Origin of the sequence: Bradyrhizobium sp. 21 (assembly GCF_023073335.1) — a bacterium.
GTDB lineage: Bacteria > Pseudomonadota > Alphaproteobacteria > Rhizobiales > Xanthobacteraceae > Bradyrhizobium.
Genome location: NZ_JADPJG010000012.1, coordinates 225,405 through 250,214, shown reverse-complemented (window position 1 = coordinate 250,214; position 24,810 = coordinate 225,405). Strand labels below are relative to the sequence as shown.

At 62.1% G+C, this 24,810-nt stretch carries 16 protein-coding genes, 2 tRNA genes, 2 rRNA genes and 1 riboswitch (1 of these 21 cut by a window edge); of the genes, 14 read left to right on the top strand and 6 right to left on the bottom strand.

The features are described 5' to 3' along the window. Window positions 1-84 precede the first annotated feature (84 nt). Window positions 85-1,269 (top strand): DUF2125 domain-containing protein, encoded by a 1,185-nt coding sequence (locus IVB31_RS15030; protein ID WP_247323381.1) that lies wholly within the window; start codon window positions 85-87, stop codon window positions 1,267-1,269. A 261-nt stretch (window positions 1,270-1,530) separates the two neighbouring features. After that, window positions 1,531-2,853 (top strand): GDSL-type esterase/lipase family protein, encoded by a 1,323-nt coding sequence (locus IVB31_RS15025; protein WP_247323380.1) that lies wholly within the window; start codon window positions 1,531-1,533, stop codon window positions 2,851-2,853. A 104-nt stretch (window positions 2,854-2,957) separates the two neighbouring features. Here the strand turns inward: IVB31_RS15025 and IVB31_RS15020 are convergent, their stop codons facing one another. From IVB31_RS15020 to IVB31_RS15010, 3 genes are read right to left on the bottom strand one after another with little or no spacing between them, the layout of a single operon-like run. Beyond that, window positions 2,958-3,893, bottom strand: a complete 936-nt coding sequence (locus IVB31_RS15020) for a prephenate/arogenate dehydrogenase family protein (protein ID WP_247323378.1) — start codon at window positions 3,891-3,893, stop codon at window positions 2,958-2,960. Beyond that, window positions 3,890-4,984, bottom strand: a complete 1,095-nt coding sequence (gene hisC, locus IVB31_RS15015) for a histidinol-phosphate transaminase (protein ID WP_247323376.1) — start codon at window positions 4,982-4,984, stop codon at window positions 3,890-3,892. The genes IVB31_RS15020 and hisC overlap by 4 nt, the downstream gene beginning before the upstream one ends. Window positions 4,985-5,019: 35 nt before the next feature. After that, window positions 5,020-5,868: a chorismate mutase gene (locus tag IVB31_RS15010; RefSeq protein WP_247323373.1), complete on the bottom strand. Its 849-nt coding sequence runs from the start codon at window positions 5,866-5,868 to the stop codon at window positions 5,020-5,022. 204 nt (window positions 5,869-6,072) lie between these two features. Next, window positions 6,073-6,152, top strand: a riboswitch (SAM riboswitch). Between the two features lie 90 nt (window positions 6,153-6,242). Between IVB31_RS15010 and IVB31_RS15005 the strand changes: the two genes are divergently transcribed. Then, window positions 6,243-7,445: a homoserine O-acetyltransferase gene (locus IVB31_RS15005; protein ID WP_247323371.1), complete on the top strand. Its 1,203-nt coding sequence runs from the start codon at window positions 6,243-6,245 to the stop codon at window positions 7,443-7,445. 15 nt (window positions 7,446-7,460) lie between these two features. Next, a complete protein-coding gene (gene metW, locus IVB31_RS15000) occupies window positions 7,461-8,123 on the top strand; it encodes a methionine biosynthesis protein MetW (RefSeq protein ID WP_247323369.1) in 663 nt (220 codons plus the stop codon). A gap of 37 nt (window positions 8,124-8,160) precedes the next feature. Here metW and IVB31_RS14995 read toward each other — a convergent pair whose 3' ends face one another. Further along, a complete protein-coding gene (locus tag IVB31_RS14995; protein WP_247323367.1) occupies window positions 8,161-9,024 on the bottom strand; it encodes an alpha/beta hydrolase in 864 nt (287 codons plus the stop codon). A 200-nt stretch (window positions 9,025-9,224) separates the two neighbouring features. Here IVB31_RS14995 and IVB31_RS14990 point away from each other — a divergent pair, with 200 nt between their 5' ends. Next, window positions 9,225-9,989, top strand: a complete 765-nt coding sequence (locus IVB31_RS14990; protein ID WP_247323365.1) for a TIGR02594 family protein — start codon at window positions 9,225-9,227, stop codon at window positions 9,987-9,989. Between the two features lie 124 nt (window positions 9,990-10,113). Here the strand turns inward: IVB31_RS14990 and IVB31_RS14985 are convergent, their stop codons facing one another. Continuing rightward, the gene (locus IVB31_RS14985; RefSeq protein WP_247323362.1) at window positions 10,114-10,902 is read right to left on the bottom strand and encodes an MOSC domain-containing protein; all 789 of its coding nucleotides are present in this window, start codon (window positions 10,900-10,902) and stop codon (window positions 10,114-10,116) included. Between the two features lie 241 nt (window positions 10,903-11,143). On the opposite strand from IVB31_RS14985, the gene clpB reads away from it, so the two are divergent. From clpB to IVB31_RS14960, 5 genes are all read left to right on the top strand, one after another. Beyond that, window positions 11,144-13,783 carry an ATP-dependent chaperone ClpB gene (gene clpB / locus IVB31_RS14980; RefSeq protein ID WP_247323361.1) on the top strand — a complete coding sequence of 880 codons (2,640 nt, stop codon included), beginning with the start codon at window positions 11,144-11,146 and terminating at the stop codon, window positions 13,781-13,783. A 419-nt stretch (window positions 13,784-14,202) separates the two neighbouring features. Then, window positions 14,203-14,940 carry a BTAD domain-containing putative transcriptional regulator gene (locus IVB31_RS14975; RefSeq protein WP_247323359.1) on the top strand — a complete coding sequence of 246 codons (738 nt, stop codon included), beginning with the start codon at window positions 14,203-14,205 and terminating at the stop codon, window positions 14,938-14,940. Between the two features lie 209 nt (window positions 14,941-15,149). Beyond that, window positions 15,150-15,392: a hypothetical protein gene (locus IVB31_RS14970; RefSeq protein WP_247323357.1), complete on the top strand. Its 243-nt coding sequence runs from the start codon at window positions 15,150-15,152 to the stop codon at window positions 15,390-15,392. An 89-nt stretch (window positions 15,393-15,481) separates the two neighbouring features. Further along, the gene (locus IVB31_RS14965) at window positions 15,482-16,837 is read left to right on the top strand and encodes a hypothetical protein (protein ID WP_247323356.1); all 1,356 of its coding nucleotides are present in this window, start codon (window positions 15,482-15,484) and stop codon (window positions 16,835-16,837) included. Window positions 16,838-16,854: 17 nt separating this feature from the next. After that, on the top strand, window positions 16,855-18,942 hold the full coding sequence (locus IVB31_RS14960; protein WP_247323355.1) for a DUF2272 domain-containing protein: 2,088 nt from the start codon (window positions 16,855-16,857) through the stop codon (window positions 18,940-18,942). A gap of 92 nt (window positions 18,943-19,034) precedes the next feature. Here the strand turns inward: IVB31_RS14960 and IVB31_RS14955 are convergent, their stop codons facing one another. Next, entirely contained in the window at window positions 19,035-21,098 is a 2,064-nt protein-coding gene (locus IVB31_RS14955; RefSeq protein WP_247323354.1) for a M23 family metallopeptidase, read from the bottom strand. 993 nt (window positions 21,099-22,091) lie between these two features. Between IVB31_RS14955 and IVB31_RS14950 the strand changes: the two genes are divergently transcribed. The 4 genes from IVB31_RS14950 to IVB31_RS14935 form a co-directional block, all read left to right on the top strand. After that, window positions 22,092-23,580: ribosomal RNA gene (locus IVB31_RS14950) — 16S ribosomal RNA — on the top strand. A 191-nt stretch (window positions 23,581-23,771) separates the two neighbouring features. Beyond that, window positions 23,772-23,848: transfer RNA gene (locus tag IVB31_RS14945), tRNA-Ile, on the top strand. A 33-nt stretch (window positions 23,849-23,881) separates the two neighbouring features. Next, window positions 23,882-23,957, top strand: a tRNA-Ala gene (locus IVB31_RS14940). Window positions 23,958-24,383: 426 nt separating this feature from the next. Continuing rightward, window positions 24,384-24,810: ribosomal RNA gene (locus IVB31_RS14935) — 23S ribosomal RNA — on the top strand (it continues 2,446 nt past the right edge of the window). Together the 16S and 23S rRNA genes with 2 tRNA genes alongside form the textbook arrangement of a ribosomal RNA operon.

Below are 24,810 nucleotides of genomic sequence, written 5' to 3'. Positions count from 1 at the left end.
CTCCAAGCGAAGCGAATTCTCCGCCTTTCGGAGCAAGCCAACCTCGCTTACATTTGACAAAATCAGGGGTCAAAGGGTCGCTCCATGTCCGATATGACCGTTGCCGCAGGCCGGCGCTCCCGTTGGGGCCTTTTCATCGCTCCCGTTCTCCTCCTGATCCTCGCCGTGGCGTGGAGCTGCTTCTGGTTCTATGCGGCGTCGCAGGCCGAAATCGCCGCCGACGCCTGGCGTGCGCAGGAGGCCAAATCCGGCCGCATCTATGATTGCGCCAAGCGCTCGATCGCGGGCTTCCCGTTCCGCTTCGAGGTCCAGTGTTCCGGCGCCAGCGTCGCCCTGGTGTCGCAGAACGCCAGCAAGACGCCGTTCACGGCGAAGCTCGACAACATCCTGGTCGTCGCCCAGGTCTACGACCCCAAGCGCGTCATCGCCGAATTCTCCGCACCCGCGACGCTGACCGACGGCATTACGCAGAACACTTTCGTGGTGAATTGGAGCAAGGCTCGCAGCAGCGTGGTCGGCCTGCCCGCGGTGCCGGAGCGCGCCTCGATCGTGTTCGAGGAGCCGACCGTCAACCGTCTCGACGGCAGCGTGCAGGTGCCGCTCGCGCGCGCCAAGCAAATCGAGCTGCATGGACGCCTCGCGGATGGATCGCCGTCCGATCATCCTGTTATCGAGACCGTGCTCCAGATCGCGCAGGGCAGCATCCAGGGCGTTCATCCCTTGCTCGCCGAGCCGTTCGAGGCGGATACACGCGCGAAGATCACCGGCCTTTCCGACCTCACGCCAAAACCCTGGCCGCAGCGCTTCCGTGAGATCCAGGCCGCCGGTGGTCACATCGAGATTGTGCAGTCGCGCATCCAGCAGGGCGAGATGATCGCGATTGCGGCCGGCACGCTCGGTCTCTCGGCCAATGGCCGACTCGACGGCGAACTGCAGATGACGGTGACGGGCCTCGAGCGCGTCATTCCGGCACTCGGTATCGAGAAGATGCTGGAGGAGGGCGTACCGCAGGCAACGCTCGACCGCGTCGCGCCCGGCGTGAAGTCGCAGGACCTCAACAATCTGTTCGGCGCGCTCGACCGCGCCGTTCCCGGCCTCGGCAAGGTCATCAAGCAGAACGCCAACGCCGGCGTCGCTGCCGGCATCAATTCGATCGGCACCGAGAGCATGTTGGAAGGCAAGAAGGCCCGCAGCTTCCCGCTGAAATTCGTCGACGGCGCCGTGCTGCTCGGCCCCGTCAAGGTTGGCTTGATCCCGCCGCTGTATTAGGTCGCGAATTCATAAATCTGCCGGGCGCGTAGCCCGGTCCGCCTGACGCATTCGAAGCTATGAACAGATCGCTTCCGAAGCGCGTCTTGTCGGCAGCGGTGACGCAACCTGCGAGGTCCCCTCCTGCGTCGGGCGAGAGTGCGTCAGCGCGTCTGGACAGGTAGCGTTCTGCCGCCCTATTGAAGGCCAACTAGACGGCTCTAGGGTCGCGCCCAAATTATCTGAGGGTCGGGGGAAACAATGCACGCGTTGAATTGTCTCGTGGCAGCATCGCTGCTCGTCGCCTCGCTTCAGACCGCAATCGCAAAGGATGGCGAACATTGGGTGGTGTCCTGGACGGGCGCGGTTCAGGGCCCATACCCCGTCGGCAATCCGTCTGCCCAGCCCGAACAGAAATTCGCGTTTCCCGACCCTGCGGCCGGTGCGCGGGACCAGACCTTTCGCCTGATTGTGCGACCGGATATCTGGGGCCGTCAGGCCCGCATCCGGCTCAGCAACGCCTTCGGCACCAAACCCGTCACGTTTGACGGCGTTTACGCCGGCCTGCAGTCGGGCAGTGCCGCGTTGATCCGAGGCTCCAACACTCCCATTACGTTCGCCGGCACGGCTTCCGTTACGGTGTCGCCGGGGAATTCGGTCTGGAGCGATGCGATCGCGCTGCCGTTTGCAAAGCGGCCTGATGACCTCGCCGGCCGTCGGCTTGCGGTCAGTTTTCATGTTGCCGGCCAGAGCGGTCCGATGACCTGGCACGCCAAAGCGCTGACGACCTCCTATGTCAGTGCGCCCGGCGCCGGCGCCAAGGGCGCCCTCGAAGACGAGGCTTCCTTCCCTTATGCGACCGCGTCGTGGTTCTTCCTCGATGCGATCGAGATGACTGCGCCTGCCGATGCCTTCGCGATCATGGCGTTTGGGGATTCGATTACCGACGGGACCGCCTCGACGATGAATGGCGACGATCGCTGGCCCAACGTGCTGTCGCGTCGCCTGAAGGTGGTCTACGGCAACAAGGTCGCCGTCGTGAATGGCGGCATCGGTGGCAACCAAATCGCAGGCCCGGCCGAATATGGTCCCGACAAACCGTACGCGGGCGGCCCCGCTTCGGGCCAGCGACTCGATCGCGACGTGCTGTCGCTGTCCGGCATATCGAGCCTGATCTGGCTGGAAGGCATCAACGATTTCAGCAAGAACGGAAATTTTACCGCCGACCAGGTCATCGCCGCGATGAAGGACGGCGTCGCGAAGCTACGTGCGAAATGGCCGCAAGCCCGGATCATTGGCGCCACCGTCGTTTCGGCATTGGGCAGCACCAGCGCGGCCCATGGTTTTTCCGAGCAGGATGACAAGCGCAAGGCGCTCAACGCATTCATCCGTAGCTCGGGGACATTCGACGGTGTGATCGATTTTGATCGGGCGACGCTCGATCCGGCCTCAGGTGGCCTCAAGCCGGAGTTCGTTCCCGAAAGCACGACTGGCGGCGCCGGCGACAAGCTTCATCCTAACCGCACCGGATATCTGGCGATGGGGCAGGCCATCGACCTCGATCTGTTCAAGCCGGGAAAGTTTGGTCGCAGCGCGAAGCAGTAGCGCTGCTCACGTAGCCCGGATGGAGCGCAAGCGTAATCCAGGGTTCTTCGATGCGGCAAACAGAGTCCCGGATTGCGCTTCGCTCCATCCGGGCTACTTGAGCGCTACGGCTTCTTCAGCGCCGCATGCGGCCGGCCGAAGTCGGGCGCGGCCGAATCCTGGCCGATCTCGACGATGCCGCGGCGAATGGCGCGGGTGCGGGTGAAGTGGTCGAACAGCGCCTCGCCGTCGCCACGGCGGATCGCGCGGGTAAGCTTTGCCAGATCCTCGGTGAAGGTGCCGAGCATCTCCAGCACGGCTTCCTTGTTGGCAAGGAACACGTCGCGCCACATCGTCGGGTCGGACGCAGCGATACGGGTGAAATCGCGAAAGCCGCCAGCGGAGAACTTGATGACCTCGGACTCCGTCACCTGCTGTAGCTCGTCGGCGGTGCCGACGATGGTGTAGGCGATCAGATGCGGCAGATGGCTGGTGATCGCGAGCACGAGATCATGATGATCCGGCGTCATGATTTCGACCTTGGCGCCCATCGCCGCCCAGAACGCGCGCAGGCGCTCGGTGGCAGCCGCATCGACACCTTCCGGCGGCGTCAGGATGCACCATCGGTTGATGAAGAGCTCGGCGAAGCCGGAATCGGGGCCCGAATGCTCGGTGCCTGCGACGGGATGCGCCGGCACGAAATGGATGCCTTGCGGCAGATGCGGCGCCATGTCCCTGACGATGGCGCCCTTGACCGAGCCGACGTCGGAGATGATCGCTCCCGGCTTCAGATGCGCCGCGATCTCCTGCGCCACCGGCCCGCAGGCGCCGACGGGAATGCAGAGGATGACGAGGTCGGCGTCCTTCACGGCTTCCGCATTGGTCGCCACGACCCGGTCGACGATGCCGAGTTCCATCACCCGCGCGCGCGTCTTCTCCGAGCGCGCGGTGGTGACGATCTCGCCAGCCAGGCCCTGGAGCTTCGCAGCGCGCGCGATCGAGCCGCCGATCAGGCCGAAGCCGATCAGCGCGACGCGCTGGAAGTGCGGATTCGCGCTCATTTGCCGGCCATGAAGTCGCGCAGGCCCTCGACGACGAGGCGGTTGGCTTCCTCGGTGCCGATGGTCATGCGCAGCGAATGCGGCAGGCCGTAATTCTTCAAGCCGCGCAGCACCAGCCCGCGCTTGGTGAGGAAGGCGTCGGCCGCGTCCGCGGTCTTGCCCTCGGTCGGGAAGTGGATCAGCACGAAATTGGCGACGCCCGGCGTGACCTTCAGTCCGAGCTTGCCGACCTCCTCAGTGAGCCAGTTGCGCCAGGTCTCGGTGAACTGCTTCGACATCGCCTGGTGCGCGGTGTCCTCGATCGCGGCAACGGCAGCGTACATCGCCGGCGTCGACACGTTGAACGGACCGCGGATGCGGTTGACCGCGTCGATGACGTGCTCGGGGCCGAACATCCAGCCGATGCGCAGCGCCGCAAGACCATGGATCTTGGAGAAGGTATGCGTCACCACCGTGTTCTCGGTGGTGGCGACGAGCTCGATCCCCATCTCGTAATCGTTGCGCGAGACGTAGTCGGAATAGGCGGCGTCCAGCACCAGCAGCACATGCGACGGCAGGCCGGCGCGCAGGCGCTTGACCTCGTCGAACGGCACATAGGTGCCGGTCGGGTTGTTCGGGTTGGCGAGCCAGACCAGCTTGGTGCGCGGCGTCACCGCCTTGAGGATGGCGTCCACATCGCAAGTGAGGTTCTTCTCGGCTGCCACCACGTTCTTAGCGCCGACCGCCATGGTCGCGATCGGGTAGACCAGGAAGCCGTGGGTCGTCGAGATCGCCTCGTCGCCATGGCTGAGATAGGTGTGGGCCAGCAGATTGAGGATCTCGTCCGAGCCGGCGCCGCAGATGATGCGGTTGGGATCGAGCCCGAATGAGCGGGCGATCGCCTCGCGCAGCACGCGCGAGGTGCCTTCCGGATAGTCTTCCAGATGCGTCGCCACGTTCTTGAAGGCCTCGATCGCCTTCGGCGAGGGCCCGAACGGCGTCTCGTTGGCCGAGAGCTTGAACACCTTGCGGCCCGGCTCCGCCACCGGGCTCTTGCCGGGCGTGTAGGGCGCAATATCGAGAATGCCGGGATTCGGCACGGGGCGGGACATCTTCAACTCCGGCTAAGGCTTAAGCGGTTCGCGACTTACGATTTCGACCCGGTCGGGGGCACCGTATAGCGCGTTGCGTGGCTGCCGACGAGGGCCGTGGAGCGCACCGAGGCCCCCGCTTCGATCAGGGCAGCCCTGATTTTATCGAGGCTGCTCGCCGCGGTGATCGAGACCAGCAGCGCGGCGCCGTCGAAGGCGGTATCGGGCACCGCCACAATCTCGGCAAGCGGCGACAGCGCGCGCGCGACCTCGGCGTTCCACCCCGAAACGCGCACGCTGAAGGTCTCGACTTCCGTCACCAGGGCGCTGTCGGCGACGCGCGAGACCGCGAACACGGGCAGCGCCGCCGGATGATCGGCACGCTCGACGAAGGGCAGTCGCGCGATGATCTTTGGCGCGCCTGTTTCCTCCAGCGAAAGCCACCACGGCGTCCGGCTCGAGGTTGCCGAGACCAGCGCCAGATCACCCTTGGACTTCGCGACAGCCTCGACCGCCGCCTGCGCGCTGAAATGCGCGACGTAGGGCACCGTAAAACCAAAATGGAATCGCGCGGAATCGCGCATGGCCGGCTCGCTGGCCGAGATGTCGGCATGCACCGAGAACGGCGCCTGGACGTAAGTGAAGGTCGCGATGATGACGCGCCAGATGCTCTCCACGGTGTCGAGCGGCAGGATGCCACGATGGCGCTGGACGAGGTCACGCATCATGGCCGCCTCGCGCGCAGGGCGGAACGCCGAGCCGACTTCCTGGGTCTGCTTCACCTGGATCAGGCGGTCGATGATGTCGCCGCGCTGCATGAGGAGGCGATGCATGCCCTCGTCGATCGCGTCGATCTCCTTGCGCAATTCCTGGAGCGATGGTGGCGCGGGCGGACGTTGGGACATGTCTGACAGGCGTTGTTGAGAGGCGTTCCAATGCGGATCAGTCGAGCCGTCACCGCTGCGGTCGATGTCCTGATTAGGCAGTCAGGGCGGCGAAAGCAAAGAGAAATGCAAAGGCAAATAGGGCCCTTTCCGCCAACGGCGCGACAGCCGAATTTGCTTGATCCGGGCCGCGACTTGACGAAATCCGTTCAAGCCGGTAGGTTTTGCCTGTTCCGTGGTCATTTGAGCCGGCCGGCTTGCAGCCACGTTAAAAAACTCGCTAAACAGGCCGGGGACCCTTTCGATCCCGGCCGAACCTATCGTTCAGGCCGGGTTTTTCATGGCCTGATGTCAATGCGGTCACCACGACGATCGCAAACGAGGTCGATGGTCAGATGGTTGGCGTCAAGTCAATTCCGAGTCCCGCGATCAGTGCCGATGAACGGTCGCACGAGGTGGATCATCCGAGTTCAGAGGTCACGCATTTCGGCAATGAGCAGCCGCTGCGCCTCGATTGCGGTGTCGATCTCTCCCCGTTCCAGATCGCTTACAAGACTTATGGCGTGCTCAACGCCGCTCGCTCCAACGCTGTTCTGATTTGCCATGCGCTGACCGGCGATCAGCATGTCGCCAACGTCCATCCCGTCACCGCCAAACCGGGCTGGTGGGAGACCTTGGTCGGACCGGGCCGCCCGCTTGATCCTCAACACTACTTCATCATCTGCTCCAACGTGATCGGCGGCTGCATGGGCTCGACCGGTCCTGCCTCGATCAATCCCGCGACCGGTAAGGTTTGGGGCCTGGATTTTCCCGTCATCACCATCCCCGACATGGTGCGCGCGCAGGCGATGCTGATCGACCGGCTCGGCATCGACACGCTGTTTGCCGTCGTCGGCGGCTCGATGGGCGGCATGCAGGTGCTGCAATGGACTGCGGCGTATCCGAGCCGCGTGTTCTCCGCGCTGGCGATTGCCTGCTCGACGCGGCACTCGGCGCAGAATATCGCGTTCCACGAGCTCGGCCGGCAGGCCGTGATGGCCGATCCCGATTGGCACAGTGGCGGCTATGCCGATCACGGCCTCCATCCGCATCGCGGGCTCGCCGTCGCGCGGATGGCGGCGCACATCACCTATCTCTCTGATGCGGCGCTGCATCGAAAATTCGGACGGCGCATGCAGGACCGCGAGTTGCCGACCTTCTCGTTCGACGCCGACTTCCAGGTCGAGTCCTATCTGCGCTACCAGGGCTCGTCCTTCGTCGAGCGGTTCGACGCCAATTCCTATCTCTATCTGACCCGCGCGATGGATTATTTCGACATCGCCGGCGACCATGGCGGCGTGCTGGCGAAGGCGTTCGCGGGCATCGAGACGCGCTTCTGCGTCGTCTCCTTCACCAGCGACTGGCTGTTTCCGACCTCGGAATCGCGCGCGCTGGTGCATGCGCTGAATGCGTCGAGCGCGCGGGTGTCGTTCGCCGAAATCGAGACCGACCGCGGCCATGACGCCTTCCTGCTCGACGTGCCCGAATTCTTCGACATCTCCCGTGCCTTCCTGCAATCGGCAGGCAAGGCCCGAGGGCTCACCAGCAAGGACGACTAACAGGGACGGCTAGCGATGTCTGTACAGGAAGTACTGCCGCTAGGCGGCGTTGTGACCGGGCAATCCGGCCAGTTTCGCGCCGACCATGTGCTGGTCGCCGAGATGGTCAAGCCGGGCTCGAAGGTGCTCGACGTCGGCTGCGGCGAGGGCGACCTGCTCCAACTGCTGGAGACCCGCGGCATCGACGGCCGGGGCATCGAGCTGTCGCGCGAGGGCGTCAACCGCTGCGTCGCCAAGGGCCTTGCGGTGGTGCAGGGCGACGCCGACACCGACCTCGTCAACTATCCCGATGACGCCTTCGACTATGTGATCCTGTCGCAGACGCTGCAGGCGACGCGGCAGCCGAAAGTGGTGCTGGAGAATCTCTTGCGCATCGGCCGCCGCGCCATCGTCTCGTTCCCGAATTTCGGCTTCTGGAAGATGCGGCTTCAGCTCCTGGTCGGCGGCCACATGCCGCGCACGGAGAATTTGCCGGCGAGCTGGTATGACACCGCCAACATCCATTTCTGCACCATCAAGGATTTCGTCGAGCTCTGCGACGCGATCGACGTCAAGATGGAGCGCGCCGAGGCGCTCGATCTCTACGGCCGACCGCTGCGGCTGCGAATGCCGTGGTGGGTGTGGAATCTGTTCGGCGAGCAGGGGGTGTTTCTGCTCACGCGTGGCGGCAGGAAGTAGTTTCCCGTCATTGCGGGCGCGTGGTGACGCCTTCGCTCTAATGCCCAGCCAGCGACCTCGGATCGCGCACTGGCCATCGTCCCGCTTCCACCAGCGTCACGAACCGCTCAACCATCTCGTTGAACAGTGCTGGCTCTTCGAGATTGAGCACGTGGCCTGACTTCGGAAACATCGCGAGCCCTGCCGCGGGCAGGTGCTTCTTCAGGAACAGGCTCGGTCCGACGCAGGAATCGTCCTCGTCACCGCAGATGATGAGTGCCGGCGTCGCGGCGGCTCTGATCGCGTCCGTCATCGCAAAGATCGAGGGGCGGCCGCCCTGGAAGCCGCGCATCGTGCGCGCCGATCCCTTGGCGTCGTGGCGAGCCAATGCGGCGTAGAAATCGGCGTGGCCGCGCGGGTCCTTCACCAGGAAGGGAATCCGGCTCGGCGCCTCGCGCGTGACTTTTGCGACTTCCGCCGAGCCCAGCGTCTCGAACTGCTCGGCGTTGGCGCGGCACTGCTTGCGCCAGGCGTCGAGGTTCTCGATCTCCGAACCGGAGCCGATACCGGCCAGAATCATCGACAGCGCGCGTTGCGGCGCGTTCAATCCGATCTGGAGCGACGAATAGGCGCCCATCGACAGTCCCACGAGATGCGCGCGCTCGATCTTGAGATGATCGAGCACCGCGAGCGCATCGGTGTAGAAATGCGTGTAGGTGTAGACATCGCCAGCCGGCACATCCGACGGCGTGTAGCCGCGCGCGGAATAGGTGATGCAGCGGTGGCCGCGCGAGAAGTAACGCATCTGCGGCTCCCAATTGGTGTAGTCGGCCGCGAATTCGTGCAGAAAAAGTATCGGCGTGCCCGCGCCTGCTTCTTCGAAATAGAGACGGTGGTTGTCCTTCGTGAGGGCGTGCGGCATGCGAACTTCCTTCCTCTACAACTGCGGCATTGGAATGCCGTTCTGCGGTCAGCGCATGCGACCCTAACACTTGTTAATCATCGCCCAAAATCTTCGCGACCTCGTCTTGTTCTCGCCACATCAGGATACTGATACAGCCGCGGATGTCGGCTACCGCACGGGCCGACCTGGGAACTGGGGGTGTCAACGAAGGATGAAGAATGTTCGAGTTGTTTGCGTCTCGCCTGTCGCGTTGTATCGTCGCGCTGGCTGTTTTCTTCGCGGCGGTTGCCGCGTTCTCCTCTCCGGCGTCAGCGCGGTCCCATCGTCATAGCGCAGAGCGGCACGCTTACGCGCATCACGCCAGCAGACATCATCATGACCGGTATCAGGCACGCAACTCGCGCTTCGAGCGCGGCGCGGCGCAATTGCAGGCCAGCGGCTTCGGCAACACCTTCGCCAGCTATGATCCGAACGCCAATAGCGGCGGCATCGGCATGAGCGGTGGTGGTGTAATGGCCATGAGTGGCAGCAGTGGAACGACCCCGCGCGTTAGCCGTCGAATGGCTATGAGCCGTCGCGGTGGAGTGGCCGCGAACGGCGAAGGCATGGCGATGAGCGGCGGAAGCTTCGGTGGCGGATCGGACCTGGTGTCAGAGGCGCGCCGCTATGTGGGCGGCAATCCGACAGGCCGCGGCAGCCTGTGGTGCGCGCGTTTCACGAACATGGTGCTGCAGCATACCGGCCATCAGGGCACCGGCTCCGATATGGCGAGCTCGTTCGCGCGCTACGGCACGCGTGTGTCCGGTCCGCAGGTCGGTGCCATCGCGGTGATGTCGCGTGGCGGCCGCGGCGGCCATGTCGGTATCATCACCGGCGTCGACGCGCAGGGCAATCCGATCATGATCTCGGGCAACAACGGCAACCGCGTCCGCGAGGCGCCGGTCTCGCGCGGCCGGATCTATGCGTATGTGATGCCGAATTGAGGTCTCACCTCGTCATTGCGAGCGAAGCGAAGCAATCCAGAATCCCTCCGCGGAAAATAGTCTGGATTGCTTCGTCGCAAGAACTCCTCGCAATGACGACGGAGTGTGTCGAGCCGACCTTGGCTCACACCAATCTCGGCGCTTCCACCGCGATCGCATCCCCGACGCCGATGTCGCCGTCGGCGATGACCTCGGCATAGATGCCGCAATCCATGTGGCCGAGATTGTTTGAGAGCGTGGCCGGGATTTCGAGATCGCGCCTGGCGGTATCAGGGTCCACATTGGTGGCCGGGCAGCGCTTGATGCGCTTGACCACTTGCAGCCGGGCCTGTCCGATTGCGAGCGTCTGGCCGACGAGGTCGAGCTCGGACCAGGCCGGCCATCCCTTTACGTAGAGATTGGCGCGGAAGCGTAGGGGGTGGACCGCGGCGCCGCCGAGCATGGTCTCGAGGGCGCGGACACTGTCGAGATTGATGATGGACACGACCTTGCGGGCGACGTCGGAAAAGCTGTGGTCGCGGCCCGACAGCACTTTTGGCGGTCCCTTCAGTTCCGGCTGAAAGTTCTGGCTGAAGTAACCCTCGATGGCGGCGCGCCCGGCAGCGGTCTCGAGATCGCCGGAGGCGACGATCTGGCTGTCCTTGCGGATGGTCAGGCGGTTGGTCGTGTCCTCAAACCGGCTGTCGAGGGTCGCCAGCCGCTCATTGCGCGCCAGCATCAGGAACAGGATTTTCGGCTTCCATTGGGGCGCCTCGGGATCGAAACCGCTCGGGCCGTTCTCGATGGCGTAACGGCGGTCGGCCGGAAGGGTCTCCCCTCGCCGCAAGGGGACCCGGGCGAGCTGCTCCGGCGTCAGGCCCTTGATCGGGTAGCGGTACAGGCCCGTGATTTCGGCGTTTTGGCTGGGTGTCATGCCGCTACTTAGCGGGATTCGACCGGCCCGTGCCAAGCCGGCGATGAACGCACGAAATTGTGAACTCGCCTCTTTCGCATCCACAACTCGCTTCCCACATCTGCCTCAGCCGGCGGCAACGCCTGCAAAAAGACGACCGTTACCGGTTGAGAAACGTCAATGCGGTAATTGGAAACCCAATGAAGATGCCGTTTGGAGTGCCTTAGAGGGCTCCAGGGGCAGGCCGAGGGAAAGAAAAGACATGAACATCGACAAATATACCGAACGCTCCAGAGGCTTCGTCCAGTCCGCGCAGTCGCTTGCGGTGCGCGAGGGGCATCAGCAGTTTTCGACCCTGCACGTCCTGAAAGTCCTGCTGGACGACAACGAGGGGCTCGCTGCCGGCCTGATCGACCGCGCCGGCGGCAATTCCCGTGCAATTCTGAAGGCGACCGAGGATGCCCTGAACAAGGTGCCGAAGGTCTCTGGCGGCGGTGCCGGCCAGATCTATCTGGCGCCCGAGCTCGCCCGTACCTTCGATGCCGCCGAAAAGGCCGGCGAGAAGGCCGGCGACAGCTTTGTCACTGTCGAACGGCTGCTGCTCGGCCTCACGCTGGAGAAGACCAGCGAAGCCGGCGCGATCCTCGCCAAGGGCGGCGTCACCCCGCAAAATCTCAACGCGGCCATCGAGGCGTTGCGCAAGGGCCGCACCGCGGATTCCGCGACGGCCGAGAACGCCTATGACGCACTGAAGAAATATGCCCGTGATCTGACCCAGGCGGCCCGTGACGGCAAGCTCGACCCGGTCATCGGCCGCGACGAGGAGATCCGCCGCACCATCCAGGTGCTGTCGCGTCGGACCAAGAACAATCCCGTCCTGATCGGCGAGCCCGGCGTCGGCAAGACCGCCATCGCCGAGGGCCTGGCGCTGCGCATCGTCAACGGCGACGTGCCGGAGAGCCTGAAGGACAAGAAGCTGCTGTCGCTCGACCTGGGCTCGCTGATCGCCGGTGCAAAATACCGCGGCGAGTTCGAGGAGCGGCTGAAGGCTGTGCTCCAGGAGGTGACTGCCGGCGAAGGCAACTTTATCCTGTTCATCGACGAGATGCACACGCTGATCGGCGCCGGCAAGGGCGACGGCGCGATGGACGCCTCCAATCTGCTCAAGCCGGCGCTCGCCCGCGGCGAGCTGCACTGCATCGGCGCGACCACGCTCGACGAATACCGCAAGCATGTTGAGAAGGACGCGGCGCTAGCGCGGCGCTTCCAGCCGATCTTCGTCAGCGAGCCCTCGGTCGAGGACACGATCTCCATTTTGCGCGGGCTGAAGGACAAGTACGAGCAGCACCACGGCGTGCGGATCACCGATTCCGCGCTTGTTGCCGCCACGACCCTGTCCAACCGCTACATTACCGACCGCTTCCTGCCCGACAAGGCCATCGACCTCATGGACGAGGCAGCTGCGCGGCTGAAGATGCAGGTCGATTCCAAGCCGGAAGAGCTGGATTCGCTCGACCGTGAGATCATCCGGCTCAAGATCGAGCAGGAAGCGCTCAAGAAGGAAACCGATCTCGGCTCCAAGTCCCGTCTCGAGACGCTCCAGAAGGAGCTGGCCGAGCTCGAGGAGAAATCCGCGGAGCTCACCGCGCGCTGGAGTGCAGAGAAAAACAAGCTCTCCGACGCCCAGAAGCTGAAATCCGAGCTCGACGCCCTGCGCGTCGATCTCGCCGACGCCCAGCGGCGCGGCGAATTCCAGAAGGCGGGCGAGCTGGCCTATGGCCGAATCCCGCAGCTCGAGAAGCAGCTCGCCGACATCGAGGCGCGTGAAGGCTCCGGTGAGATGATGGAGGAGGCTGTGACCGCCAACCACATCGCGCAGGTGGTCTCGCGCTGGACCGGCGTGCCGGTCGACAAGATGCTGGAAGGCGAGAAGGAGAAGCTCCTCAAGATGGAGGAGCAGCTCGGACAGCGCGTCGTCGGCCAGGCCGAGGCCGTGCGTGCGGTCGCGACCGCCGTGCGCCGTTCGCGTGCGGGCCTGCAGGACCCGAACCGGCCGACCGGCTCTTTCATGTTCCTGGGTCCCACCGGCGTCGGCAAGACCGAGCTGACCAAGGCGCTCGCCGAGTATCTGTTCAACGACGAGACCGCGATGGTCCGCCTCGACATGTCCGAGTACATGGAGAAGCACTCGGTCTCGCGGCTGATCGGCGCGCCTCCGGGTTATGTCGGCTATGACGAGGGCGGTGCGCTCACCGAAGCGGTGCGGCGCCGGCCTTACCAGGTGGTGCTGTTCGACGAGATCGAGAAGGCGCATCCCGACGTCTTCAACGTCCTGTTGCAGGTGCTCGACGACGGCCGCCTCACCGACGGCCAGGGCCGCACCGTCGACTTCCGCAACACGCTGATCATCATGACGTCGAACCTCGGTTCGGAATATTTGGTGAACCAGCCGGAGGGCGAAGATACCTCCGCCGTGCGCGAGCAGGTGATGGGGATGGTGCGCGGGCATTTCCGCCCCGAATTCCTCAACCGTGTCGACGAGATCATCCTGTTCCACCGCTTGCAGAAGAGCGAGATGGGCCGGATCGTCGAGATCCAGTTCGCGCGGCTGCAGAAGCTTTTGACCGATCGCAAGATCGTGCTGACCCTCGACGCCTCCGGCCGCGACTGGCTCGCTGCCAAGGGCTGGGATCCCGCCTACGGCGCAAGGCCGCTCAAGCGTGTGATCCAGCGTCACCTCCAGGATCCGCTCGCCGAGATGATCCTGGCCGGCGACGTCAGGGACGGGGATCATGTCGCGATCTCGTCCGAAGGCAACGTGCTAACCTTCAACGGCAAGGCCGCGCAGACCGCGGAGATCGCCCAGTTCGAGGCGCCGGTGTCGAAGCGAAAGTTGAACTGATCCGATCGGGAATTCGGATACTACGAAGCCCTCTCCGCCCGCGCGGAGAGGGCTTTCTCGTCTATGAAGGAAGTGAGGTACCAGCGTAGTGGGGTGTCGTTCGAAAGCCACACGCAGTGCGGTTGTTCGCTTGGAATACAAATTGATGTTGAACAACCAAAAGCTTCGTTCATAATTTGCGTCTCGGTCGGCGCGCATTCCGGCGGCCACGAACTCAAGGTTTCACGCGAATCTTTGAGAAACCGGCATTTTTAGACTGAGCTCGCAATTTCGAGCTGCGATGACTGAACGTCACAGACTGTTTTTGTTGTGTTTTGCGTGGAGGGGCGACGGTGTTGACCGTTAGTTTGCTGGGAGCAAGCCGGGTTACGCGCGGTAACGAGCAGATGTGGTTGGATCTCGGTCCATCAGGACGGAGATTGGCCGGCTTTCTTTTCACTTTTCCGGACCGCCCGCACCGTCGCGACCGACTTATCGACCTGTTTTGGCCGGAGCTGGACGCGGACAGAGGACGCCGAGCCGTGAACTCGGCGATCTGGCGTTTGCGAAAATTGCTCGCATCCGCCCCGGAGTACAGGGATGGCTATGGCCTCCGGACCGTTGGCTCGGAGACCATTCTCGAGAGGACGCCTTGGCTGGACGTCGACACCTGGGCACTGCTTGAAGCGGCACAGGTGGCTCTCGCCGGTGCTGAGGTCCACGTTGATACTTCCAGGATGAAGCAGATTCTCGCCGTCCTCTACCGTTACGAGGGGCCATTCCTGGACGGCGAAGATGCCGACTGGATCTTGGAGGAACGCGAGCGGTTGCATTCCCTATTTGTGCAGTCGGCAATGATCCTCGTTCGTCATCTAGGACTCTGCGGTCAATATCATGATGCGATTTTGCTCGCACGTCATGCTCTCCGCTTCGATCCCTATCGGGAGGAGCTGGTCCGGCATCTGCTGACTTTGCTCGCGCTCGATGAGAGGCGGATCGACGCCATCAGGTACTACGATCACTGGATCGGCATGATCCAGCAGGAGCTGGGAATTTCTCCGCTCCCAGCTACGCGTGCGATCATTGAAGAGATCAGGAATCTGCATAACGCCGATGATGCCCAGCATCTGCGCATGCGGCTGATGGGCCGCGATGAGAAGCGGCGAGCTACAAACTAGGCGCCGCAGTCCCCGAATCCATCTGATATCGCGAACCTGGCCAGGGGTTGGCCGGGCAAGGCATTGCCTTGCCCGGCCGCACCGTGATTCTGCCGTGATCGCGACGCGATCGCTGCGGAATTTTCCCCGCAAGCCGCCGTGACTGGAGGGGCAGCATCCCGGAACGATGGCGCGATCTCCACGAGTTCGCGCCATGCGACGCTCGACCTATGAGTTCGCATCAGCCGCTACTGGATCAGGTCTTCATTCTGCGTTTCTGGCGGGAAACCGCCGATGCCAGCGGAGATGGCCGTTGGCGTGTTCTCGTCCGCAACATCAATACGCGGCGGCGCGACGTGGTCGACGACGTGCAGCGCGCTTTCGCGATCGTCTCCGCCAATCTGAACGTCGTGGCGGAGGCACATGAAGAGCGGGCGCCAGTCGACGTCGATCCGTCAACGCCCGAACAGTGAGAGACAAGCCGTGCGCAAGATCGATGACATAGTGAGCCGCCGGCGGCCGTCCATACGGTGCTTCGATGGTTGGAGGCACGTGAATCATCTTGAGCCGCTCGATCGAGGCTCGCTACCGTCCCCATTTATTTTGCGGGATGATGTCGATGCGTAACGTTTGGGGAATCATTGTGTTCCTAGGTCTGGGGCTGCTGCTGGGCGCCTGCGATAGGACCGAGACGCGTTACTTCCGATACGGGATCGGAACGGATCTTTATTCCGATGATATCGGTGCGACGACGCAATATCAGGATATCTACCTGACTGAGCTGTGCCGGCAAACGCTGTCAGTTACATCCACCACAGAAGGGCAGTGCGTGAATGTGCAGTTGAGCCCGAACGACTGGACCTTGCTCGTTCAGGCAGGGCTCAACGACGTCGATCGGCGCTGCGATTCCTATCTGGCCTGGCTCGACGACAGACGGAGGACCAACACGGCGGTTCTCAAGGAACTCGGTGATCTCACTGTTGCCACTCAGGCCATCATGCGCGTGTCTGGCGTAAGTGCCAACCCGATCACGCTCGCTGGCCTCGCATTCGGACTCGCCGCCGATACGTTCATTAACGTCAATTCGCGCCTGCTGCTCGAGGTCGACAAGACGACGGTGCAGACATTGGTCCTGCGGCGGCGAAACGAATACAGAGTTACGCTGCAGACTGTCAGCATCGCCAACAGACCCGCTGCCATTTACGCCCTGCGCTCATATCTCAACATCTGCACGCCGTTCACGATCGAGACGGATATCAACACGACCATCACGGTCTTCCAGTCGGTCGGTCCCGGCGGACTGGACAACAAGGGGCCGCTGATTACGCCGAAGACCATTCCGTCGCAGCGCGCCGACAAGCCGATCGTCGTAACGCCACCGCCGCCGAAATTGCCCGGCGCCCTGACGCCGTTGGAAGAGAAACTGACGGTCCCTCAAGCCAGGGCCATTCAGAGAACTCTTTGCGTCTCGGATACGGGTGATTTCGGTGCGCTGGATTCGCCGACGCGCAGTTCCATGGTCGACTTCATGACCGCGCAAGGCCGGGCGAGTGCGGGGAAAATCGAGACCTTGGACGATCTCGCCCAGTTGACGGCTGCGCAGAAGGCTATTCAGTCCTGCGCGATCCAGAAATTGGAGACCGGCTACGAATCCGGGCTGTTCGCCAAGGTCGGTAAGAAGATCGTGCATGATCAAATCGCGCGCGCGATCGTACGGGTCAACGCACGCGTGCCCACCGCCAAGATCGAGCCCCCGGCGGATTTTGGGAATCCCGATGCGACCATGGGGGATACCATCCGCGGTGTGATCACCGCGCTCCGCTCGACCTATGCCACAGAAAACCTGCAGATCACGGCTGGCACCTCGATAAACGCAGCGGTGTGGAAGCAACTCGGGAAGGACGGCCGGGTTCAATAGCGCTTTGGAGAATTGCCATGTCCAACCTCGAATTTGAGGACCTGAAGGACGAATATACCCAGCTTATAGGAAGCATGGTCGTCGATACCGCCGCCCTGAGGGTCGCGGACATCAACGCGCTTGTGACCACGATCCTGGCCAACCAAGACAAGTACAAGCAAGTGTCGCAGCGCGTTGGCGGTATGCCGATCATTGCGATCGCTGCCATCCACGCTATGGAAGGCAGCTGCAAGTTCACGGGCCATTTGCATAATGGCAATCCTCTGACGGCACGAACGAGGGACGAGCCGCGGGGCCGGCCGGCGACTGGATCGCCTCCCTTCGATTGGGTCGACAGCGCCGTCGATGCATTGACTGTGCGGCCGCATGTGCTCGGCACAGTCAAGGACTGGTCGATGGAGCGCATTGCCTTCGAACTCGAGGCATACAACGGGTTCGGCTATCGGTTGCAGCACACGGGCGTCAACACGCCCTACCTGTGGGCGTGGACCAATCATCATTCGAAGGGCCGGTTCATCGCCGATCACGTGTTCAAGGCAGATGCGGAGAGCAGTCAGCCCGGCGCCATGGCAGTGATCAAGGCATTGCAGGCCAGGGGACTCGGAATCGACATTGCCGGCAGTGCCGGGGGAGGAGGCGCAGGAGGCGGCGGCATTGATGGGACGGCGACGGCTAAGACGAAGAAGCTGGAGACGGCAATATTTCAGCCCATTGGCTCTTTCGAGTTGCTCAAGACGGCAACGTCCGTGCCCTCGGACGATCCGGATTTCGCCGACCTGATCGACCCGGTTCTGCTCTGCAAGAAGCTCCGCGAAATCGGCCCCAGTGGAGAAGCGCAAATCTGGGAAATCGAGGTGCAATCCACGCCCCCGCGCCGAGGGTTTGCGCGTGGCGGCATATTCCTGCCGATGGTAGACGGGAACGATACGGTAGACCTCGACAGCTTCGCGCAGATGTGCCTCACCTCGGCGCGAGAATTGAAAACCAGCGCGCACCATCTCGTCGCACTCGCGGACACCGAGACAGGCATCAAGAACGTAGCGGCAGATCAGGGAGGTGGCGCAGGTCCGTTCCTGATCACCGAGGCCGACTGGGTCGCGCTCCTCCCCGGCACCGGCTCGACGGCCAATGACCGCTTCGACCCGATCAAGCAACCTGCAGTCGCGGCGAAGGCGGCGGCGGCGGACGCCGGCGTTCTGCAACCCACGCTGCCTGACAACAGGCTACCGACGTCCGCCGAACTCTTTCTGGCCCGTCTCGTCGGCGCCACTCATGCCGTCAGGGTTTTGAGCAATATGGCGGCATCCTTTCAGACTGCGATCACCAACGAGGTCGGCGCCGCGGCCTTTGCAATCCTGAGTGGCAACCGGCCCTGGTTGTTTGGCGCGCCGATCGACGTCAAGACGGCGATGGAGAAGATCGCGCGCAGAATGGATTTTGGCTACGTTCGCGCGGATGAACTGTTCAAGAAGGTCGAGCCCGATCTCGACCCCGCGACAGGCCCGGGTTTTGCGGGCAGGCTCTGCACGGGGGCAGCAGCGGAATGGGAGTTCTTCGGGAAAAATACGCTCAATCTCCAGGGGCACCTGACCCATGCGGGTCACCACGAAGGGGAGCCGGAATTCTCCGAGCGGGTCGGAGACTATTGGCAGGCGCTTGGCATCAACCGAAATGGTCTAGACCCAACACCTTGGTCGGCGGCGTTCATCTCGTTCTGCGTGAACGGGGGCGGGGCCGGTACCAAGTTCCGCGGAGCCGCGCGCCACTCGGTATACATCAGTCAGGCAATTCGCGACTTCGACGCCACCAATGCGGACGTGGCCTATTGGTGCAAGCGCCTCACCGATCATGCGCCGAAGCCGGGTGACCTCATCTGTTGGGCCCGAGAAGAGGGTGTCGACTATGATCACCAGAAAGACGGTGACTACGACGGCCATTGCGACGTCGTGGTCGCGGTTCGTCCCACCCAAATCGATGTGATCGGGGGAAACGTCGGACAGTCCGTCAGCAGACAAACCTTTGCTCTCGACGCCGGCGGCTTCGTCAAAGGCGTAAAAATCCAGGAGAAGCTTCTCTTTGCCATCATGGAGAACAAGCTTCCATAGCAAGCTATGGACGCGGAGCAAACGAAACTTGAAATTGCGGGGCAGCGAAACGATTTTCGAAGATGCCCGGTCGTTCCTGGCCGGCTATTTGATCACCGGTTCGTCACCTGCAACGGACCACCCGTCGCGTCCGACATCCGGGCGATGGCGCCGGCGCGGCCGCTCATCATGCCGTCGAGCCGGTCGCGCTCCTTCTCGAAGCCGGTCAGCATCGGGCCTTCCAGCGAGCGGCCGCGCGGCAGTTTCACGCGCAGCGGATCGACGAAGCGGCCATTGACCAGGATTTCGTAGTGGACGTGAGGGCCTGTCGACGCGCCGGTCGAACCGACGAAGCCGATCACCTGGCCCTGCCGCACCTTCTTGCCGGGCTCCATGCCCTTGGCGAAGGCCGACATATGTCCGTAGGCGGTTTCGTAGCCGTTGTTGTGCTTGATGCGGATGTATTTGCCGTAGCCGCCTTCGGGGCCGGCCTTCTCGATCACGCCGTTGCCGGAGGCGAAGATCGGCGTGCCGTAGGTGGTGGCCCAGTCGACGCCGGTATGCATCTTCACGTAGCCGAGGATCGGATGGCGGCGGCCGCCGAAGCCAGAGCGCATGATGGCGTTGTTGACGGGCTTGCGCACCAGGAACTTCTTCGCGCTCTTGCCGGTCTCATCGTAATAGTCGACGACGCCGTCGTCAGGGCTCTGGTAGCGGTAGTATTTCTTGGTCTCGCCGCCGAGCGTGAGCGAAGCGAACAGCACGTCGTTCTTTTCGCTCGCGGTCACGCCTTCGTCTTCGCCGGCGTAGAAGACGTCGAATGAATCGCCGGGCGCCACCTTGCGCTGGAAATCGACGTCGTAGGAGTAGATCTTGATCATGTCGTCGATGACCGGCATCGGCACCTTGTTGCGCATCGCGGTCTCGTAGATGCTCTGGTAGAGCCTGACGCCCGTGCCGTCATCGTCGTCATCGTCGTCGCTGTTGGCGTTGGCTGTCGCGTCGGCGACGGTGTTCATGCTGGAGACGTCGACCGCGACGTACTTGCCGAGATCGGACAGCGCCGCGATCGCCTCGACCATGGTCTCGTTGGCGACGACGACGCGATAGGGCTGCAGCCGGGCGCCGGGGCTTGCGGGCGCCATCAGGATGCGGAGTTTCTCGCCTTCCTTCAGGCCGCCGTCGCGGCCGCGAGGCCCGAGCGTCGCGGCGATCGCCTTGATCTCCTCCGCCGTGGCGCCGAGATCGCGCAGGACGGAGCCGACCGAGTCGCCCTTCTTGACCAGATGGACGCGTTCGCCGTTCGGATTGCCGCCGGTGATCTGCTCCTTGGTCTTCGGCAGCAGCGTGACGTTTTCAGGCACCACGCGGGTCTCGAAGCCGGCATAGGGATCCGACGGCGACGCTTCGGGGGCGTAGGCGCTCCTGATGTCGGAGCCGCCGGCCGCGCCGGAAACGTCGGCGGCGGCATTGGCGAGCGCGGCGTAGCGCACGCCGCCATTGCCGCGCCAGTTGGCGGCGTCGCGCACCCGCATCAGGATGTCGTCGAGCGCCACCACGGCGGAAATCTTGGCCTTCGGCAGCACCAACGAGAGATCCTTGGTGACGAAGGAGACCTCGGCATCGGGCTCGACGGCTTCGGGATTGTTGGGATCGTCGGCGGCGGTCTTGGGGTCGGAGCCGACATCGGTGAGCAGGCGCTGGGCGTTGAACGGCGGGATCTTCGCCGACAGATCGCTCGTCGTCATCGACAGATTGCCAGCGATCCGGATGAAGGGACGCACCCGCATCACGTCGCGGTTGCCGACGCGGGCAACCGTCGAGACGCGCACGATGTTGCGCGATGCCGTGGATTCGTTCGGCGGCGGCAGGCGGTCGCTCTTGTGCAGCGTTGCAGCGCGGTCGGCGGCGCCGAATGCGCCGCGCAGCGCACCTTCGACGCGCTCCGGCACTTTGGCGAAGGTCATCTCGCCGTCGAGGGATGCGAAAACGGCGCCGCCGATCAGGGCTGCGCCGCAGAGTCCGGTCAAGATTGTCCCGCTGAACCATTGCACCGAGACGCGGCGGCGATCGATGACGGCGGCTTCGGAACCATCGACGGATAGCGGCGGCTCGTGGCCGAGATCGATGATCCCGGTCTCACGTCCGTAAGCGCCGCGTGACGTCCTGTGGTTCAACCCAAATCCCCCATCAACGACCCAAGAGCCCGATGTCGAGCAGCCCGGTTTCGAGCCCCTCGTCCCGCCGCCCTCTTCAGGGGCGACGCTCGAAAAGAGCAAGCCGCACAGGCGTCCGCGGTCAGAAGGCCCTGATGACGGGCCGGCCGAAATCACGAACAGCTAAGCGGAAAAAAGATCTCTCGATGTCTCTCGAATGTCTGAAGAAGGCCGCTTCATCTTATGATCGCCTTCCTCTGACCCGCGCAAACCGCCGGCAGCCCCCACTGGCATCCATGCGATTCAAGCTTTGTCTGTACCAGAACGCCGCGGGATTGTGGCTCTAGTACGGCGCCTGATCCGGAAAAGTTTCCTGAACGGCCCGGCGCGAGGAGCCTCGCCGAGAGGGGCCCAGCAGGCCGCCTCAGGACGCCACTCAGGCTCAAACTTTTTTTGGATTTTTTCACCACATCGGTTCGGTCCGCTCGCTCAGCGGGCCGCTAACCGACTGGAATCATAGTAATTTTCTCGACGATCCACCGTGCGACGATTTTCTGACAATGGGCGTTGACAACTCCGATGGGTGGGGCCTATAACCCGACCACTGAGCGCGGCGCCGCCGGGTCACTGACCAAGGCGAGCGAACGCGCCACTGATGCTCCTCACCTTGTTGAGTGACACAACAGTCGACGTAAGTCGATTGGAGTTCATTCATCGTCGGTAAGGGTGTCGGAACCCTTCCTCTCTGGAAGGTTGGGGCCTCCTGGTCCCGGGCTGTTTGACAAGTGAAGATGAAGAAAGAGAAACGTGGACGGCGGAGTCCTTGCGGGTCTCGCATTTAAGAAGCTTCGGCTTTTTGGATCGGGACCGGACGAAAGACTTCGGCGGTACACGTTTTAAGGTTACACCATCGTTGCCAGCGATGTGAATCGCGGGCAGCTCATCGACTTCGGTCGATGAAAAATGGTGGGACCTCGTCAAAACGTTGTGATCAGCCGGTTCAAAGTTCAAGTCCAACTTGAGAGTTTGATCCTGGCTCAGAGCGAACGCTGGCGGCAGGCTTAACACATGCAAGTCGAGCGGGCGTAGCAATACGTCAGCGGCAGACGGGTGAGTAACGCGTGGGAACATACCTTTTGGTTCGGAACAACACAGGGAAACTTGTGCTAATACCGGATAAGCCCTTACGGGGAAAGATTTATCGCCGAAAGATTGGCCCGCGTCTGATTAGCTAGTTGGTGAGGTAATGGCTCACCAAGGCGACGATCAGTAGCTGGTCTGAGAGGATGATCAGCCACATTGGGACTGAGACACGGCCCAAACTCCTACGGGAGGCAGCAGTGGGGAATATTGGACAATGGGCGCAAGCCTGATCCAGCCATGCCGCGTGAGTGATGAAGGCCCTAGGGTTGTAAAGCTCTTTTGTGCGGGAAGATAATGACGGTACCGCAAGAATAAGCCCCGGCTAACTTCGTGCCAGCAGCCGCGGTAATACGAAGGGGGCTAGCGTTGCTCGGAATCACTGGGCGTAAAGGGTGCGTAGGCGGGTCTTTAAGTCAGGGGTGAAATCCTGGAGCTCAACTCCAGAACTGCCTTTGATACTGAAGATCTTGAGTTCGGGAGAGGTGAGTGGAACTGCGAGTGTAGAGGTGAAATTCGTAGATATTCGCAAGAACACCAGTGGCGAAGGCGGCTCACTGGCCCGATACTGACGCTGAGGCACGAAAGCGTGGGGAGCAAACAGGATTAGATACCCTGGTAGTCCACGCCGTAAACGATGAATGCCAGCCGTTAGTGGGTTTACTCACTAGTGGCGCAGCTAACGCTTTAAGCATTCCGCCTGGGGAGTACGGTCGCAAGATTAAAACTCAAAGGAATTGACGGGGGCCCGCACAAGCGGTGGAGCATGTGGTTTAATTCGACGCAACGCGCAGAACCTTACCAGCCCTTGACATGTCCAGGACCGGTCGCAGAGATGTGACCTTCTCTTCGGAGCCTGGAACACAGGTGCTGCATGGCTGTCGTCAGCTCGTGTCGTGAGATGTTGGGTTAAGTCCCGCAACGAGCGCAACCCCCGTCCTTAGTTGCTACCATTTAGTTGAGCACTCTAAGGAGACTGCCGGTGATAAGCCGCGAGGAAGGTGGGGATGACGTCAAGTCCTCATGGCCCTTACGGGCTGGGCTACACACGTGCTACAATGGCGGTGACAATGGGACGCTAAGGGGCAACCCTTCGCAAATCTCAAAAAGCCGTCTCAGTTCGGATTGGGCTCTGCAACTCGAGCCCATGAAGTTGGAATCGCTAGTAATCGTGGATCAGCACGCCACGGTGAATACGTTCCCGGGCCTTGTACACACCGCCCGTCACACCATGGGAGTTGGTTTTACCTGAAGACGGTGCGCTAACCAGCAATGGAGGCAGCCGGCCACGGTAGGGTCAGCGACTGGGGTGAAGTCGTAACAAGGTAGCCGTAGGGGAACCTGCGGCTGGATCACCTCCTTTCTAAGGATGATCCTTCAGCGAGCTTCGGCTTACTATCGGATCGTTTTAGAAACATCAGTGGCCAACGGTCGTCAGGATCGTTGAGCTGCATTGGCGGGATTTCGCCGTCTTCGTTTCTCTTTCTTCGCGGACGAACACGCGCTGGGGCTGCAGGCTTGCAGATCCCTGGTCCTTGACTGGATATGCGTTAGGGGCTTGTAGCTCAGTTGGTTAGAGCGCGCGCTTGATAAGCGTGAGGTCGGAAGTTCAAGTCTTCCCAGGCCCACCACACTCATCGAGTGAGCATTCGTCTTCTGGTTACGGGGCCATAGCTCAGCTGGGAGAGCGCGTGCTTTGCAAGCATGAGGTCGTCGGTTCGATCCCGTCTGGCTCCACCAGATGGTTTGATCATCGGCTGATCGTGCACCTAAATCGTCCGCGAAACATCACTTCGCATCTTGCTAGTCTGGATAGACAGCAAGTTGCGTGATTTCTGACATCGTAAAGAGGAGATCGATCCGAGTTGGATCGTGCAGCAAGCAATTGCTACGCGGTACTCCATTATCTCCGGATCATTTCGGCGCTCGTGCGTCTTCCAGGGTAGCTCACAAGGCTGCGTTGAAAGACATGCGAGTTGTAAATGATCCTTTTAGCGAAGCTTGACCGCCTCGCTATCGGAACGATCTTACGAAGCAAGCTGGTCTTTCTAATCATTGTCCGGCTGCAGATAGCGTTCATCGAGGGCGCGTGCCTTAGAGATTTCGATCTCTTGGCAATTCTGCAGACAACATTCTGCCGAGTGTGTGGACATTGATAATGAGAGCAATCAAGTGCCTTAAGGGTGTTCGGTGGATGCCTTGGCGCTGAGAGGCGATGAAGGACGTGCTACGCTGCGATAAGCCGTGGGGAGCTGCGAAGAAGCTTTGATCCATGGATTTCCGAATGGGGAAACCCACCTTCGATAGCCGGAACTCCAAGACCTTTGTCGAAAGACATTGGTGTGGGGTTCGAACAGAAATGTGAGATGCCTAAGCCTTTAGATTTCGATCGAAGAGGTTTTGGATTTCCGGTTATCAAGAGAAGGTATGAGACTTCTGAATACATAGGAGGTTTCAAGCAAACCCAGGGAACTGAAACATCTAAGTACCTGGAGGAAAGGACATCAACAGAGACTCCGTTAGTAGTGGCGAGCGAACGCGGACCAGGCCAGTGATACATCAAAGACAATCGGAACCAGTCAGGAAAGCTGGG